Genomic DNA, 14,286 nt, shown 5'->3' with positions numbered 1-14,286 from the left:
CGATGAAATTCTAGGGGGTGTATTTTTTATGGCAATAAAAGGTCAAAAGTTTAAGACATATTCTGAGGAACTCAAGATGGAGGCAATCCGTTTGCACGTAGAGGAAAAATGGACGTATCGGCAAATCAACGATCATTTAGGAATTCAAGATCAGGGCCGAATGAAACGTTGGATGCGTAAATACCGTGAACAAGGTGAGTTTGGTCTGTTGGATCAACGAGGAAGACGAAAAGAGTATTTAGATCAGGAGCGATATGTCCAGCAGCTGAAACGGGAGAATGCCACGCTAAAAAAGTATTTGAAAATCTGGATGCAGGAGGGAAAGAGCAAAGCTTCAGGCTCATCGAACAAACGGCGACCACCGGCCAAATAGCAGAACATTGCCAACTTCTTGGCGTCTCTAGAAGCGGCTACTATGCATATGTAAAGCGGAAGAAGAACGACCGAGATGCCGAGGCTAAACAACTCATCCGTACGGTGTACAAACGCTATGAAGGGAAATATGGCTACCGACAGATCCAGCTATTCTTGTGGCAGGATGAAGGTGTATGGATGAACCACAAGAAGGTACTACGCCTGATGCAAAACATGGGTCTTCAAGCCAGTATTCGCCGGAAACGTCGATTTAACGCGACATACCAGGCAGCCGAGCGTGTTGCTGATAATCTGCTTAAGCGTAATTTCACGGCTGAAAAACCAAACCAGAAATGGGTGACGGATGTGACCCAATACCGAGTAGGCGAGCGCTGGTTGTATCTCTCGGCAGTAAAAGATCTATTTAATAACGAGATTGTAGCCTACCAACTTAGTGAGCGTAATGACAATGAGCTGGTACTTCAAACGTTCGCAAAAGCCTTTTCCAAGCAAAAAGACGTGACCGGACTAGTCGTTCACAGCGACCAAGGGTTCCAGTACACGTCTCATGCTTACCACGACATGCTGCCAAAGGTTGGCGCCCAAATCAGCATGTCTCGCCGAGGCAATTGCCTAGACAACGCCTCTATGGAGAGTTTCTTCTCGCATCTCAAAACGGAAGGACTCTACCCTTATGATATACGAAATCTTGCAGAGGCACAAAGGCGAATGGAGAAATACATCCGTTTTTATAACCGAAGGCGGCCACAACGGAAACTAAAAAAACTGACGCCGGTAGAGTACCGACGCCAGTTTACCGCCTAGGGTCTTTTTTCAATGTCTACAAAATGGGGTCTTGACCATTTTGAGAAGGGGCGTTTTTATGTTCCTCTTCAACTGGCGAATGGTTTTATAATCCGTTATGATAAAATTATTGTACAAGAATCAATTTCATAATTCCTTTAGTTGCTTTAATCAGGGGTATATATAGATCAAAATGGTTTTGTTTGTCTATATATAGTTACAAATTCATCATTTTAATAAGTTATGAAATTGATTCACATACTTTGGTGTATTAAAAAAGGAGGAATGAAAATGGATTGTTTATTTTGCAAAATTGTAGAGGGTAGCATTCCTTCTAATAAGGTGCTCGAGAATGAACATGTGGTTGTATTTCACGATATACAGCCGGCTGCTCCGGTGCATGTTTTGGTTATTCCGAAGAAGCATATTGCTTCCATGAATGAAGTTGCGGGAGAAGACTTTGGTCTGGTTGCTGAGATCCATAAGGCTGCACAGGAAGCTGCTAAACAGCTTGGAATCGCAGAATCTGGGTACCGTTTAATTAATAATTGCGGAAAAGATGGAGAACAAACCGTCCATCATCTTCATTACCATGTGCTAGGCGGAGCGCGCCTTGGTGCACTCACTGGAATTTCCAATTCTCACAGTTAATTTCGTAGATAAAGCGCATAAAAACCTTGTTTTTAAACGATATTGGTATATAGGTTGACACGCTAACGAATTTTCACCTATAATTAAGTTTGATGAACCGTGTTATATGCTCTTGGACGGTCTGGTCGGAGGGAGGGAAAACTGGTGTCTGAAACTAAAGTTCGTAAAAACGAGACTATTGATGCTGCACTTCGTCGCTTTAAACGCTCTATCGCTAAAGATGGTGTTTTGGCTGAGGTGAAGAAACGTAAGCATTATGAAAAGCCAAGCGTAAAACGTAAGAAAAAGTCCGAGGCTGCTCGTAAGAGAAAGTTTTAGGAGGATTATAACAACATGAATCTTAGCGAACGATTGAACGAAGATATGAAGCAAGCGATGAAGAGTAAGGACAAGTTCAAACTCTCCACCATTCGATTGGTTCGTTCGACGATTAAGAATCTTGAAATAGATTTGAAAAGACCTTTGGATGACAACGAAGTGCTTGATATCCTCAGTCGTGAAATCAAACAGCGCAAAGATGCCCTCCAAGAATTTGATAAAGCGGGTCGCACAGAACTTGCGGAGAATGCCAAAGCGGAAATTGATATAATCAGTCAGTACCTTCCCGCACAGCTTAGCGAAGAAGAAATTAAAGTCATTGTACAGCAGACCATCCAGGAAACCGGTGCTTCTTCGAAAGCCGAGATGGGGAAAGTCATGTCAGCCCTGATGCCGAAAGTAAAAGGCAAAGCGGATGGCAAGCTGGTGAGCCAAGCAGTTCAACAATTTCTGCAATAACATAACCGTAAACACTCCCTAACTCAGGGAGTGTTTTTCTTTTTTTGAAACGTAAATTGTTTACTTACGTAATATACATTATGTGGTGGGTATTATAGGATGATATAGAAGGGAGGTACAACAATTAATGAATAAAATCAAAAATTGGAAGTTTCCGGTTGTTATTTTAATCGCTTTCTTTGTTACTCTCGTCTCTGCTTTTGTTCAACCACAGGGGATTCAGGCTGCTGCGAAAGATGGTGCGGTGTATGTCATTCCTGTAGATCAGCCTATTGAACGAGGGCTTCAAAAATTCATGGAACGCGGGTTCAAGGAAGCGGAAGAAATGCAGGCAGGCCTGATTGTTCTTCAGATCAACACGCCTGGCGGACTTGTCGCAACGACAAAAGAAATTGGAGATATGATTCAGGCAAGCAAAATTCCTACAGTAGCTTATATTAACGGAGATGCGGCTTCAGCAGGCAGTTATATTGCGTTGGTCTCTGATTATATTGCGATGTCTCCGGCGAGTACGATTGGTGCGGCAGCTTTGGTCGATGGGAGCAATAATTATATTGATGATCCCAAGCTAGTAGCTACATGGAAGTCAAACATGCAGGCGGCAGCTGAAAAGAATGATCGTAAAAAAGAGATCGCAGGCGGGATGACTGATCTTAATATGGTTGTTGAAATGCCTGAAATTAGTAGAACCAAAGAAAAGGGCGAAGTTATCTCTCTGACAGCGAAGGAAGCGCTCGAAGTTGGTTACGCTGACAAAATCGCCTCATCGCCTGCCGAAGTAGCTACTTGGTTAAATTACTCGCCGGATAATATCTATACGATGGAACAGACGACATTTGAGAAGCTTTCGAGTTTCCTCACTCATCCTGTTGTCTCCACGATTCTATTATTCATTGGGATCGCCGGCATATTGATTGAACTGTTTGTTCCTGGATTTGGAGTACCAGGTATTGTTGGTTTCTTGAGCTTTGTCCTTTATTTCGGTGGAAGTTATGTGGCAGGTATCGGCGGATCGGAAACGTGGTTCCTGTTTATCATCGGAATTGCACTCCTTATCTCTGAACTTTTTGTTCCAAGCTTTGGTATTCTGGGTGTACTGGGTGCTGGGAGTCTTATTACAGGGGTCGTACGAGCCGCATACGATACAAGTACAGCACTTGTCTCCTTAGGGATTGCGGCAGCTGCTGCGATTGCACTTGTGATCATAGTCGCCATCGTGTTCAAGGAGAAAGGAATCTGGAATCGTTTTATTCTGAATGATAACATGACGGCTGACAGAGGATATTCTTCGGTTAGAACCAGAGAAGACCTGATTGGAATGGAAGGCGCAAGTGCGACTCCGCTTCGCCCATCGGGTACGGCTGTCATTGGGACAGAGCGTGTAGATGTGGTTACAGAAGGGGATTATATTCTCGCAAACGAACCTATTTATGTCTACAAGGTGGAAGGTTCGCGTGTTGTGGTGAAGAAACAAAGTGAAAGAGAAGCTAGCGGCGTTAAATAACGGTTAAATAAGATGGCGTGATTCTGTTATAAAAAAATTAATTTGTTGGAGGAATTTACTACATGGTATTTGAATCAGGTTGGATAGCTATTCTGTTAATTGCCGTTGTTGCGGTCATCATATTAAGTGTGTTCTTTAGCTTTTTCCCTGTAATGCTCTGGATCTCGGCGCTTGCGTCTGGTGTCAGATTAAGTATTATTACCCTCGTAGCTATGAGACTGAGACGGGTTGTACCAAGCCGAATTGTAAACCCACTCATTAAAGCTACAAAAGCAGGACTTGGTCTTAACATTAACCAACTGGAAAGTCATTATCTCGCAGGTGGTAACGTAGACCGAGTGGTTAACTCCTTGATCGCCGCACAACGTGCGAACATTCCACTTGAATTTGAACGTGCTGCAGCGATTGACCTTGCAGGTCGTGATGTGCTACAGGCTGTTCAAATGAGTGTTAATCCACGAGTAATTGAGACTCCAGTCGTCTCTGCGGTAGCAAAAGACGGGATTGAAGTGAAAGTTAAAGCACGTGTAACGGTTCGTGCTAATATTGATCGCCTCGTCGGTGGTGCGGGTGAAGAAACCATTATTGCCCGTGTAGGGGAAGGGATTGTAAGTACGAACGGTGCTTCTAACTCGCATAAAGATGTTCTAGAACATCCGGACCGAATTTCTCGTACCGTACTTGAGAAAGGCTTGGATGCAGGTACTGCATTTGAGATTCTCTCTATTGATATTGCCGATGTTAGTGTAGGTAAAAATATCGGGGCTGATCTGCAGACGGAACAGGCAGAAGCAGACAAACGAATTGCGCAGGCAAAAGCAGAAGAACGACGCGCGATGGCGGTTGCACAAGAACAAGAGATGAAAGCGCGTGTGATTGAGATGAGAGCTCGCGTTGTTGAAGCAGAATCTGATGTGCCGCTCGCGATGGCAGAAGCTTTCCGAAACGGACAACTTGGAATTATGGATTATATGAACTATCGCAATATCGAGGCAGATACAGAGATGCGTGGTGCTATTGCGAAGCCGGAAGAAAGCAAGAGAGACCAGGATGATCATAACCAAAACAGATAAGGTGGTGAAATAGATGAACCTTCTGGAATGGTTAGGCAGTAATATCTATTTCGTATTTGTCATTGGCTTTGCGCTCATTTCGTTTTTAAGTAAAGCGAATAAATCGAGAGGGAATGGCGAATCGGAAAGACCTCCTTCAAGAGAGTTTACACTTCCTGTAGATCCTGTTGATTCTCGTGATGGGGAGTATCGCAATCCTTATGATACTCCTGCTGCTGATTCTCCGTCTCCATACTTCCCTAATGCTGTAGAAGATTCTCTAAATGAAGAATTATCTCAGCATGATATTATGGAGCAACAGCGCAGACAGATCGAAGCAGAGAGACTGAGGTTAGAAAGAATAAAAGAGGAGTCTGAGAGAGCGGCACGAGCCGCAAGGCGTGCTGCAGCTTCCAGAGCACAATCTTCTCAGAAACCGGATGAACAGGAAAAGTTATTTGCTGACCCATCCGATATTCGTAAAGGGATTATTTGGGCAGAAGTGTTAGGACCGCCGCGGGCAAAACGTCCTTATCATTCTCGCAATAAGTATTAATATTGGATTAACCAAGGAGCCGTCTTTTCTCTTCATGGAGAAAGGCGGCTTTTTGTCATGAAATCCTCATAAAGCAGCCTTTTCCTGCATATGGTTTAGAGTACAGGAAGGGGGAAGACCAGCTCAATGACCCGGATCAGTCGCAATTTGCGCAAATGGACCAGCGAAGTACTCGATTTGCCGCAGGATGTTCTTTTTGACATGCCGAGGCTAACCCTGATCGGAAGTAAGCAATTATACATAGAGAACCATCGCGGTGTTGTACATTTCTCCGAAGATAAACTTGTGCTCGACCTGTCTGTAGGACGGCTTGAGGTAAGCGGTACAGAGCTTGTCATTCGGAATATTATGCCTGAAGAAGTAGCGGTAGAAGGCCATATTAAAAATATTCAGTATATGGGGACGGAGGATGTCAAGTGAGAACACCGGGCTTGGCCAATATTAGGGGAACTGTTCATATTGTACTTCTCGGGGGCGACATCGAAGCCATGATTAATGAAATGGCGAAGCATGGACTGAATGTATGGGAGATCAAAGCAATAGGTAATCGCAGTGCCAGTATGAATATTCTGGTGGACGATTTCTTTGAGCTTCGCCCGCTTTTAAAACGGACAGGCTGCAGGGTACGGGTAAAGCAGCGTATTGGGCTCCCCTTTTTCACGGCAAGACTACTAAAACGGAAACTGTTTGTAACGGGCGCCATTTTATTCTTCGTTTTATTGTATGGCATGTCTGCATTGGTATGGGACGTAAAAGTAGAAGGGAATATAAAAATACCAGAAGAAGAAATTTTGGAAGTAGCTCGTAAAGAAGGGTTATATCCTTTTCAATTTTCATTTCGGCTTCCGGAACAGGACGAGCTGGCCAAGGATATGGTGAAGCAGCTCCCTGCAGCTTCGTGGATCGGGGTACTCCGGGAAGGAACCAAAGTTACAATTCAGGTCGTTGAAGCGGATGAACCAGAGAAGAAACCACTGATGAGTCCAAGACATCTGATCAGCAAGACGGATGCTGTAATCACTGAAATTTATGCGGAACAAGGCAGACCCGTAGTTCAGAAGGATATGCGGGTCAAGAAGGGTGCTGTACTTATATCAGGTATTCTTGGGGACGAAGAGAACACACAGAGTGTCGTAGCCAAAGGGGAAGTAAAAGGGCTTGTTTGGCATGAATATAATATTGAAGTACCTTTGTTGCAAAAGCAGATCACTTATACAGGAGAGTCTAAAGAACGTCGCTTCCTTGTGCTCGGAAACAGAGCAGTCCAGTTCTGGGGCTATGGAGATACTCCATACAGCAAATTTGAGACAATTACCGAAGTGGACCCGCTCAAATGGCGCTCTTTTAAACTTCCAGTGGGTTGGATGACTGAAATTGACCGTGAAACGTTGTATAAAGAGCAGTCTCTTGGTGAAGAGTTTGTGAAAGGGCAAGGCCTTCAAGCAGCAAGAAATGATATTTTAGCGAAAAACGGTAAAGGTACTAAGATTATCAGCGAAAAAATTTTGCATGAGAAGAAAGAGAATGGTAAAGTTTATATGAAAGTGCTTTTCGAAGTAGAAGAAAGTATCGCGGTTGAATTACCGCTCGTTTATAACCAAGTTGAAGATCAAGGAGAATGAGGTTATTTGACAGAACATAATCGCAGCATACGCATCTCTCTTCAGAACGCAGGTGAAGGACAATCACTTTTTGGACCACAGGACACTTTTCTTAAACTCATGGAGTCCGAAATTCCAGTGACGATTGACTCACGTGAAGCCGAAATCACCATTCGGGGCGACGGAAATGAAGTTGAGAAAATGGAACAGCTATTTGAAGTATTATTGCAATTAATTCGTAATGGATACATTCTTTCCGAAAGAGATATCCAGTACGCAACCGAACTTGCCAAAGATTTCAGAGCCGATCAGCTGCTTGACTTATTTAAAGGTGAAATTACAACTACCTTCCGCGGTAAACCAATTCGTGTAAAGACGATTGGGCAGAAGCATTATGTTACGACCATCAAGAAACGGGACATCGTATTTGGAATCGGACCTGCGGGAACAGGGAAAACCTATCTTGCTGTTGTTCTCGCGGTAACCGCGTTAAAAGAAGGATCTGTGAAGAGAATTGTATTAACCCGGCCTGCTGTCGAAGCAGGGGAGAACCTCGGGTTTCTGCCAGGAGATCTTCAGGAAAAGGTCGATCCTTATCTGCGTCCGCTATATGATGCGCTATATGATGTAATGGGTCCTGATCAAACGGCCAAAGCGCTGGAACGCGGCCTCATAGAGATTGCACCACTGGCGTACATGCGTGGCCGTACACTGGATGATTCTTTTATTATTTTGGATGAAGCGCAGAATACCACACCGGAACAGATGAAAATGTTTTTGACCCGTCTCGGTTTTGGTTCCAAAATGGTAATCACCGGAGATGTAACTCAAATCGACTTGCCTAGAGGTAAGAAATCAGGACTCATAGAAGCGAAATCGATTCTATCGAGTGTTGAAGAGATTGGATTTGTTTACTTTGCTGAAACTGACGTGGTAAGGCACACCCTTGTGCAGAAAATCATCACTGCTTACGACCGAGCCGCAGAAAATCAAGAATAGAAAGGGATTGTTTCCTGGTGACCCCTAAGGAATTGTCTAAAGACAAGTCTTTTCAGAATAAGAAAATGGGATGGAAGAATAGCAGGGGAGCCCGCTATCTTCTGTTTTTGTTTATGCTCATTCTGTTCTATGTTAGTTTGTCTCCGAGTCTGTTGCCTGAGCGTTATGATATTCAGCAGGGAACACGTAGTGAAAAAGAAATTAAGGCGCCGATGCAGATCCAAGATAATCAAGCACGGGCGCTTGCACAGGAACAGGCGGCTGAAAGTGTTCAGCCGATCTACCAATATGTCTCTTTACGTAATGAAAGTTTAATTACATCCATACTTGACCGTATTGACCGTTTAAATCAGGATGATATATCAAGTGACGACAAGATAGAAATCTATAAACAAGAAATTCCGCAGCGACTAAAGGACTCCGTATCGAATTTTATTAACAATAATCGAAGCTCCGGTATTTATTCCGAACCGCTGCTCGAAGAGATTCGTAAAGTAACCGAAGGACAGTCTTACCGTATTCCAGAAGAGACCTACATCAAAATTGCCAGACTGTCTTCAGATCAGATTAAAGAGATGAAACCTGTGGCAAGAGAGCTTGTCTCTCGGCTTATGGTGGACCAGATTACGGATGCATCTATTCCACGTGCAAAAGTAGCGGAAATGGTCAATACAAGCTCGCTTAATGACCGTACTTCTCGTGAGGTGGTTCAGGAACTTACCCGATTTGTTATTACGTCAAATAAATTCTACGATGAAGAGGCGACAAAAGAAGCCAAAGCGAAGGCGCGGGAAAATACGCCGCCGGTTTACATCGAAGAAGGGGAAACGCTTGTAGCCAAAGGGGAGATTATTACCGAAGAAGTGTACAAGCTGCTTTCGGATAATAAACTTTTGCGTGATGAAGTGAATTATTGGCCGCAGTTTGGTTTATTGTTACTGTCGCTGTTTCTGTCATTAGGTATCCTTATGTACATGCAGCAAATGAGTAATCCGGAATTTAAATATAACAATGCGCAGCTGCTCATGCTGTTATGTGTATTTGTGATTACGATAGGCAGTATGCATTTAGTTGCTTTTCTTCAGACAGATGGTAGAGTATTCGTCGGATACTTGGCTCCAGTAGGGATTGGCGTCATGTTAATTACCTTGCTGCTCGATATACCTTTGGCCTATATTTCTGCTATTATTTTTGGGATTGTGGCCAGCATTATACTAAATACGCAGCAAAACGAAAATTTTGATTTCAATTTTGGATTGTTTACTGTCATTGTCAGCTTTGTTGCTATTTTTGCTACGGACAAGGCGAGTCAGCGCTCCACTTTACTGAAAAGCGGTATTATGGTGTCTTTGATTGGATCCCTTGTAGTCTTCATGCTTTCGATTCTGGGAGATGGAGATTGGGATCGTACGAATGCGCTGTACGGAGTAGGTTTTGCTTTTGCAGGTGGAATTCTGATGGCGATTCTTGCCATTGGTCTGATGCCGTTCTTTGAATCTACTTTTGGAATTTTATCCGCTTTGAAGCTTGTAGAGTTGTCGAATCCGAATCACCCGTTATTACGTAAACTGCTTACAGAAACACCGGGGACTTATCATCACAGTGTGATGGTAGGTAACTTGTCTGAGGCGGCTGCTGAAGCAATCGGTGCAGATGGACTCTTATGCAGAGTGGGTTCTTATTATCATGATATCGGAAAAACAAAACGACCGATTTATTTTATCGAGAATCAGAACAATATGGAAAATCCGCATGACACACTGGATCCTAAGCTTAGTAAGTCCATTATTATCGCTCATGCAAGAGATGGTGTGGAGATGCAAAAAGATTATAAACTTCCTAAACGGATTCGTGACATAGCGGAGCAGCATCATGGAACAACCTTCTTGCACTTTTTCTATCAAAAGGCGATAAAGCAGGCGGAAGAGGCAGGAGTAGAACCTGATTTTACCGAAGAAGATTTTAGGTATCCAGGCCCTAAAGCTCAGTCCAAAGAAGCAGCTATTGTAGGGATTGCAGACAGCGTGGAAGCCGCAGTTCGTTCCTTACGGAAACCGACGGTAGAACAGGTAGAAACGATGATTGAGAAGATTATAAAAAGCAGGCTCGATGATCATCAGCTGAATGATTGCGATTTGACCATGCGTGAGCTGGATATTGTGGCAAAGACGTTAAAAGAAGCGGTAATGGGTATTTTCCATTCTCGAATTGAATATCCGGAAGAAATAAAGAAACCAAAAAGTTAAGTTAGAGCCAGCAGCGAAAAGCGATTGCTTTAGACTTAACCGCTTATTAAGATAACAATAGAGTATACAGATAAGGAGCATACGAAAATGAGTGTGCAACTGGTATGGAATAATAACCAAGAAGTTGTTGAGATCACGGAAGAATTAATTGGGACTTTGGAGAAACTGCTTGAAAAAGCTGCCGAGATGGAGAAGATTACAGATGGCGAGGTAGCCCTCACTTTTGTAACAGACCAAGAGATTCATGAACTGAATAAGGAATATCGAGGAATTGATCGTCCTACCGATGTACTTTCTTTTGCTATGAATGAATCGATTGATGAAGAACTGGATATTATTTATGATCTTGGTGAGAATGAAGCTATAGATCTCCCTGAAATCCTTGGAGATATTATTATTTCGGTGGAGACTGCAATAGCTCAAAGCCAGGAATATGGTCACTCCATTCATCGTGAGATCGGATTTTTGTTTGTACATGGTTTTCTTCATTTGTTAGGTTATGATCATCAGGACGAAGCTAGTGAAGCCGAAATGATGGGGAAACAGGAAACAGTTCTTGCTGAGGTGGGGCTCAGTCGGTAATGAAAAAGCGCTCATGGGGTGATGTATTTCGTAACGCAATGGAGGGCTTGATTGAAAGTTTTCTAACGCAGCGAAATCTGCGTGTTCATGCGGCGTGTGCTCTCCTTGCCGTTGTTGCGGGCCTATTTTTTCATATTTCGCAGGTGGACTGGATGTTCATCTGTGTGGCAATTGCTGGTGTGATGATAACAGAGCTGCTGAATACTGCTGTTGAACGGGTCGTAGACCTTGCCTCCCCTGAGTTTCACTTGCTCGCAAAATCCGCTAAAGATACCGCTGCTGGAGCTGTGCTGCTGGCGGCGGTTTTTGCCGTGATTATTGCATTGTTTGTTTTTTGGGAGCCGCTGATTACATGGGCTTTCTAAAATAAATAACATTTCGTTCTAGAAAGAGGTAAGATATATGGATAAGCAAAGTTTGATGAAAGAAGCCATTGAAGCTCGTAAGAAAGCTTATATCCCATACTCCCACTTTGGAGTGGGTGCTGCACTGGTTGGGGAAGATGGCCATATCTATCATGGTTGTAATATTGAAAATGCAGCTTACGGTCCAAGTAACTGCGCAGAGCGAACGGCTGTGTTTAGTGCCATCGCGAGCGGCCATGAGCCTAGAAAATTTAAAGCAATAGCGATCGTAGGAGATACAGAAGGTCCGATCTCTCCTTGTGGTATATGTCGTCAGGTGATGTTTGAATTGTGTGAACCCGATATGCCTGTTTACTTAGGAAATCTGAAAGGTGACATTGTGGAAACAACCGTCTCCGATCTACTGCCAGGGGCATTCGGCCCTCAAGATCTTGCGAAAGTATAAAATCAATGTACAGGGTTTGAGCCCTAATTTGGAGGAAATATGTCAAAAAAAGAATTTAAATCGGGTTTTGTAGCCATTATCGGCAGACCGAATGTGGGTAAATCCACTTTAATGAATCAAGTCATCGGGCAGAAAATTGCGATCATGTCCGATAAGCCGCAAACAACGAGAAATAAAATTCACGGTGTATACACCGCAGACAATATGCAAATCGTTTTCTTAGACACACCAGGTATTCATAAACGTCAATCAAAACTGGGCGATTTCATGAATATGACGGCACTCAATACGCTTCGAGAAGTAGAAGCTGTTTTATTTTTAGTTGATGCAGCCGAAGGAATGGGCGGCGGTGACCGCTTTATTGCCGAACAGTTGAAAGATGTAAAAACACCTGTAATCCTTGTGTTAAACAAAATTGATCAAATCGAGCCTGAAGCTCTTTTGCCTTTAATTGAACAATACAGTAAGCTACATGAATTTGCCGAGATCGTACCGATCTCAGCTAAGCTTGGCAATAACGTAAATACACTTCTTGATCAAGTTAAGAAGTATTTGCCGGCGGGTCCTCAGTATTATCCTGAAGATCAAATTACAGATCATCCGGAGCAGTTTGTCATTGCTGAGCTCGTTCGTGAAAAAATTCTGCATATGACACGTGAAGAAGTTCCTCACTCCATTGCTGTTACCATTGAAGATATGCGTGCCCAAGAAAATGGGACAGTGTATGTATCTGCTGTGATTTATGTGGAGCGTGATTCCCAAAAAGGAATTATTATCGGTAAACAAGGTGCTCTTCTTAAAGAAGTAGGGAAACGGGCTCGTCATGATATTGAAAGACTCCTCGGTTCCAAAATATTTTTGGAACTTTGGGTAAAAGTGAAAAAAGACTGGCGGAATCAAGACCGAGTTCTCCGTGATTTAGGTTTTCATCGAGACGCGTAAATAGTTTGAATATTTGAGAAATGCCTTTTCTGCCGTACACTTCCAGTGCTGTTTTACGCATAGAAAGATCTCCCTTGTACATCCTATCTCTTAGATGCTTATCAAGTCATTTCCACAAGAGAGGATGAATACTTATGCGAGATTTTTCGTGGACGTATTTTGCAAAGACTGGAGATGTTGATGCTTACTTGCTGTACAAAGAAGCTTGTGCATCTATCCTGGAAGAGGTAGGAATCGAAGCTGAAGGGGAGGTTGAGCCTTTTGATGCGGTTCAGATCGAATCTTAGTAAGGTGCGGCAGGAGTGGCTTGTGGGGGACGAAACATGCTATACAGGGTGGAAGGGATCGTCATCCGCAGTATGGACTACGGCGAAGGGAACAAGATTATTACGCTTTGCACCGAAAATGGAGGTAAAGTAGGAGTTCTTGTCCGTGGAGCTAAAAAGGCAAAAAGCCGCCATGCTGCCCTGACACAGCCGTTTACGTATGGGGAATATGTTTTTTTTCGTAATCAGGGACTTGGCACCTTAAATCAAGGCGAAATTATTGAATCTCATCATCTACTGCGTGAGGATATTATAAAGGCAGCGTTTGCTTCTTATGCCTGTGAGTTACTGGATCGTGTGCTGCAGGATGATGAAACAGGGACCTTTTGGTTTAAACAATTAAAGGCATGCCTCGGGGCCCTTCAAGAAGATAAAGATCCGGCTATTATTATTCATCTTTATGAAATGAAAATATTACAATCCGCTGGATATGCACCTGAGCTTCAAGCTTGTATTTCCTGCGGACGGGAGAGACCGGATGAAGAATATTTCATTAGTCCGGGTCTTGGAGGCGTTCTATGCCGTGCGTGTAAACACTTTGATCCGCCGGCCATGAATATAACCCCAAGGGCTTTAAAGTTGTTACGTTTATTTTCAGCGCTGGATTTACAGCGTCTTGGCAATATCTCTGTACGTGAAGAGACAAAGGCTGAAATTAAGGTGATCATGCGTGCTTTTATGGATCAGCAATTAGCCTTAAAACTGAAATCCCGTCATTTTCTTGATCAAATGGAAAAGTACGGTTTATAGAATGTGAATTCAAAGTTCCATTCTGGATGTTTTCTTGACAAGCGCATTGTCACTAAGTTATTATGAACCATAATAGTCTCTAAGAGACATGCGTTGATCGAGAAAGTACTGAACAGACAAACCTTAACTAGCGAGTCGGTGCAGGTGAGAGTCCGGCAGGTTTTGTTTAGGAAACGGCACTCGTGAGCAGAACATGATACGGAAAAGTGGATTGCTTGAAAGCTCCTTCTGAGTTTTGAAGTAATCAAGTAGGGTGGAACCGCGGGATTAACTCTCGTCCCTACGTCTGTATAACAGGCGTAGGGCGGGGGTTTTTTGCTGTCCTACAGCTG

18 protein-coding genes are annotated in these 14,286 nt (G+C 43.4%); all 18 read left to right on the top strand.

Annotated elements, in window-relative coordinates; translation table 11 throughout:
• Nucleotides 1-28 precede the first annotated feature (28 nt).
• The 18 genes from KJS58_RS02505 (at nt 29) to recO (ending at nt 13,954) form a co-directional block, all read left to right on the top strand.
• A complete protein-coding gene (locus tag KJS58_RS02505) occupies nt 29-373 on the top strand; it encodes a helix-turn-helix domain-containing protein (RefSeq protein ID WP_249716845.1) in 345 nt (114 codons plus the stop codon).
• Nucleotides 307-1,179 carry an IS3 family transposase gene (locus KJS58_RS02500; protein WP_306433048.1) on the top strand — a complete coding sequence of 291 codons (873 nt, stop codon included), beginning with the start codon at nt 307-309 and terminating at the stop codon, nt 1,177-1,179. The genes KJS58_RS02505 and KJS58_RS02500 overlap by 67 nt, the downstream gene beginning before the upstream one ends.
• Nucleotides 1,180-1,449: 270 nt before the next feature.
• Entirely contained in the window at nt 1,450-1,809 is a 360-nt protein-coding gene (locus tag KJS58_RS02495; protein ID WP_213530118.1) for a histidine triad nucleotide-binding protein, read from the top strand.
• A 144-nt stretch (nt 1,810-1,953) separates the two neighbouring features.
• Nucleotides 1,954-2,127 (top strand): 30S ribosomal protein S21, encoded by a 174-nt coding sequence (rpsU, locus tag KJS58_RS02490; RefSeq protein ID WP_005547957.1) that lies wholly within the window; start codon nt 1,954-1,956, stop codon nt 2,125-2,127.
• 15 nt (nt 2,128-2,142) lie between these two features.
• Complete coding sequence (locus tag KJS58_RS02485; protein WP_160034110.1) at nt 2,143-2,586, top strand: GatB/YqeY domain-containing protein; 444 nt, start codon at nt 2,143-2,145, stop codon at nt 2,584-2,586.
• A 127-nt stretch (nt 2,587-2,713) separates the two neighbouring features.
• A complete protein-coding gene (locus KJS58_RS02480; RefSeq protein ID WP_213530116.1) occupies nt 2,714-4,090 on the top strand; it encodes an NfeD family protein in 1,377 nt (458 codons plus the stop codon).
• Between the two features lie 62 nt (nt 4,091-4,152).
• Nucleotides 4,153-5,163 carry a flotillin-like protein FloA gene (floA, locus tag KJS58_RS02475; RefSeq protein ID WP_213530114.1) on the top strand — a complete coding sequence of 337 codons (1,011 nt, stop codon included), beginning with the start codon at nt 4,153-4,155 and terminating at the stop codon, nt 5,161-5,163.
• A 13-nt stretch (nt 5,164-5,176) separates the two neighbouring features.
• Entirely contained in the window at nt 5,177-5,698 is a 522-nt protein-coding gene (locus tag KJS58_RS02470; protein WP_213530112.1) for a hypothetical protein, read from the top strand.
• 126 nt (nt 5,699-5,824) lie between these two features.
• Entirely contained in the window at nt 5,825-6,118 is a 294-nt protein-coding gene (gene yqfC / locus KJS58_RS02465; RefSeq protein ID WP_213530109.1) for a sporulation protein YqfC, read from the top strand.
• A complete protein-coding gene (yqfD, locus tag KJS58_RS02460) occupies nt 6,115-7,320 on the top strand; it encodes a sporulation protein YqfD (protein ID WP_213530107.1) in 1,206 nt (401 codons plus the stop codon). The genes yqfC and yqfD overlap by 4 nt, the downstream gene beginning before the upstream one ends.
• A 6-nt stretch (nt 7,321-7,326) precedes the next feature.
• A complete protein-coding gene (locus KJS58_RS02455; RefSeq protein ID WP_213530106.1) occupies nt 7,327-8,298 on the top strand; it encodes a PhoH family protein in 972 nt (323 codons plus the stop codon).
• 17 nt (nt 8,299-8,315) lie between these two features.
• Nucleotides 8,316-10,544 (top strand): HD family phosphohydrolase, encoded by a 2,229-nt coding sequence (locus KJS58_RS02450; protein ID WP_213530104.1) that lies wholly within the window; start codon nt 8,316-8,318, stop codon nt 10,542-10,544.
• Nucleotides 10,545-10,631: 87 nt separating this feature from the next.
• Complete coding sequence (gene ybeY / locus KJS58_RS02445) at nt 10,632-11,126, top strand: rRNA maturation RNase YbeY (RefSeq protein WP_213530102.1); 495 nt, start codon at nt 10,632-10,634, stop codon at nt 11,124-11,126.
• The gene (locus KJS58_RS02440; RefSeq protein ID WP_213530100.1) at nt 11,126-11,491 is read left to right on the top strand and encodes a diacylglycerol kinase family protein; all 366 of its coding nucleotides are present in this window, start codon (nt 11,126-11,128) and stop codon (nt 11,489-11,491) included. Before ybeY ends, KJS58_RS02440 begins: the two co-directional genes overlap by 1 nt.
• Before the next feature lie 37 nt (nt 11,492-11,528).
• Entirely contained in the window at nt 11,529-11,936 is a 408-nt protein-coding gene (locus KJS58_RS02435) for a cytidine deaminase (RefSeq protein WP_213530098.1), read from the top strand.
• A 39-nt stretch (nt 11,937-11,975) separates the two neighbouring features.
• Nucleotides 11,976-12,878, top strand: coding sequence for a GTPase Era (gene era / locus KJS58_RS02430; protein WP_213530096.1), 903 nt, complete (start codon nt 11,976-11,978; stop codon nt 12,876-12,878).
• Nucleotides 12,879-13,012: 134 nt separating this feature from the next.
• Entirely contained in the window at nt 13,013-13,165 is a 153-nt protein-coding gene (locus KJS58_RS02425; protein WP_213530094.1) for a YqzL family protein, read from the top strand.
• 36 nt (nt 13,166-13,201) lie between these two features.
• A complete protein-coding gene (gene recO / locus KJS58_RS02420; protein WP_213530092.1) occupies nt 13,202-13,954 on the top strand; it encodes a DNA repair protein RecO in 753 nt (250 codons plus the stop codon).
• The last annotated feature ends 332 nt before the right edge of the window (nt 13,955-14,286 follow it).

The organism is Paenibacillus sp. J45TS6, from assembly GCF_018403285.1.
Lineage (GTDB): Bacteria > Bacillota > Bacilli > Paenibacillales > Paenibacillaceae > Paenibacillus.
The sequence above is the reverse complement of the archived record's forward strand: the minus strand, read 5'-3'. Positions and strand labels throughout refer to the sequence as shown.

What these genes read in the sequence shown, in the direction of transcription:
- KJS58_RS02505 (WP_249716845.1), top strand. Translation starts at nt 29, where the DNA reads ATGGCAATAAAAGGTCAAAAGTTTAAGACATATTCTGAGGAACTCAAG.
- KJS58_RS02495 (WP_213530118.1), top strand. Translation starts at nt 1,450, where the DNA reads ATGGATTGTTTATTTTGCAAAATTGTAGAGGGTAGCATTCCTTCTAAT.
- KJS58_RS02485 (WP_160034110.1), top strand. Translation starts at nt 2,143, where the DNA reads ATGAATCTTAGCGAACGATTGAACGAAGATATGAAGCAAGCGATGAAG.
- KJS58_RS02480 (WP_213530116.1), top strand. Translation starts at nt 2,714, where the DNA reads ATGAATAAAATCAAAAATTGGAAGTTTCCGGTTGTTATTTTAATCGCT.
- floA (WP_213530114.1), top strand. Translation starts at nt 4,153, where the DNA reads ATGGTATTTGAATCAGGTTGGATAGCTATTCTGTTAATTGCCGTTGTT.
- KJS58_RS02470 (WP_213530112.1), top strand. Translation starts at nt 5,177, where the DNA reads ATGAACCTTCTGGAATGGTTAGGCAGTAATATCTATTTCGTATTTGTC.
- yqfC (WP_213530109.1), top strand. Translation starts at nt 5,825, where the DNA reads ATGACCCGGATCAGTCGCAATTTGCGCAAATGGACCAGCGAAGTACTC.
- ybeY (WP_213530102.1), top strand. Translation starts at nt 10,632, where the DNA reads ATGAGTGTGCAACTGGTATGGAATAATAACCAAGAAGTTGTTGAGATC.
- KJS58_RS02440 (WP_213530100.1), top strand. Translation starts at nt 11,126, where the DNA reads ATGAAAAAGCGCTCATGGGGTGATGTATTTCGTAACGCAATGGAGGGC.
- KJS58_RS02435 (WP_213530098.1), top strand. Translation starts at nt 11,529, where the DNA reads ATGGATAAGCAAAGTTTGATGAAAGAAGCCATTGAAGCTCGTAAGAAA.
- era (WP_213530096.1), top strand. Translation starts at nt 11,976, where the DNA reads ATGTCAAAAAAAGAATTTAAATCGGGTTTTGTAGCCATTATCGGCAGA.
- KJS58_RS02425 (WP_213530094.1), top strand. Translation starts at nt 13,013, where the DNA reads ATGCGAGATTTTTCGTGGACGTATTTTGCAAAGACTGGAGATGTTGAT.
- recO (WP_213530092.1), top strand. Translation starts at nt 13,202, where the DNA reads ATGCTATACAGGGTGGAAGGGATCGTCATCCGCAGTATGGACTACGGC.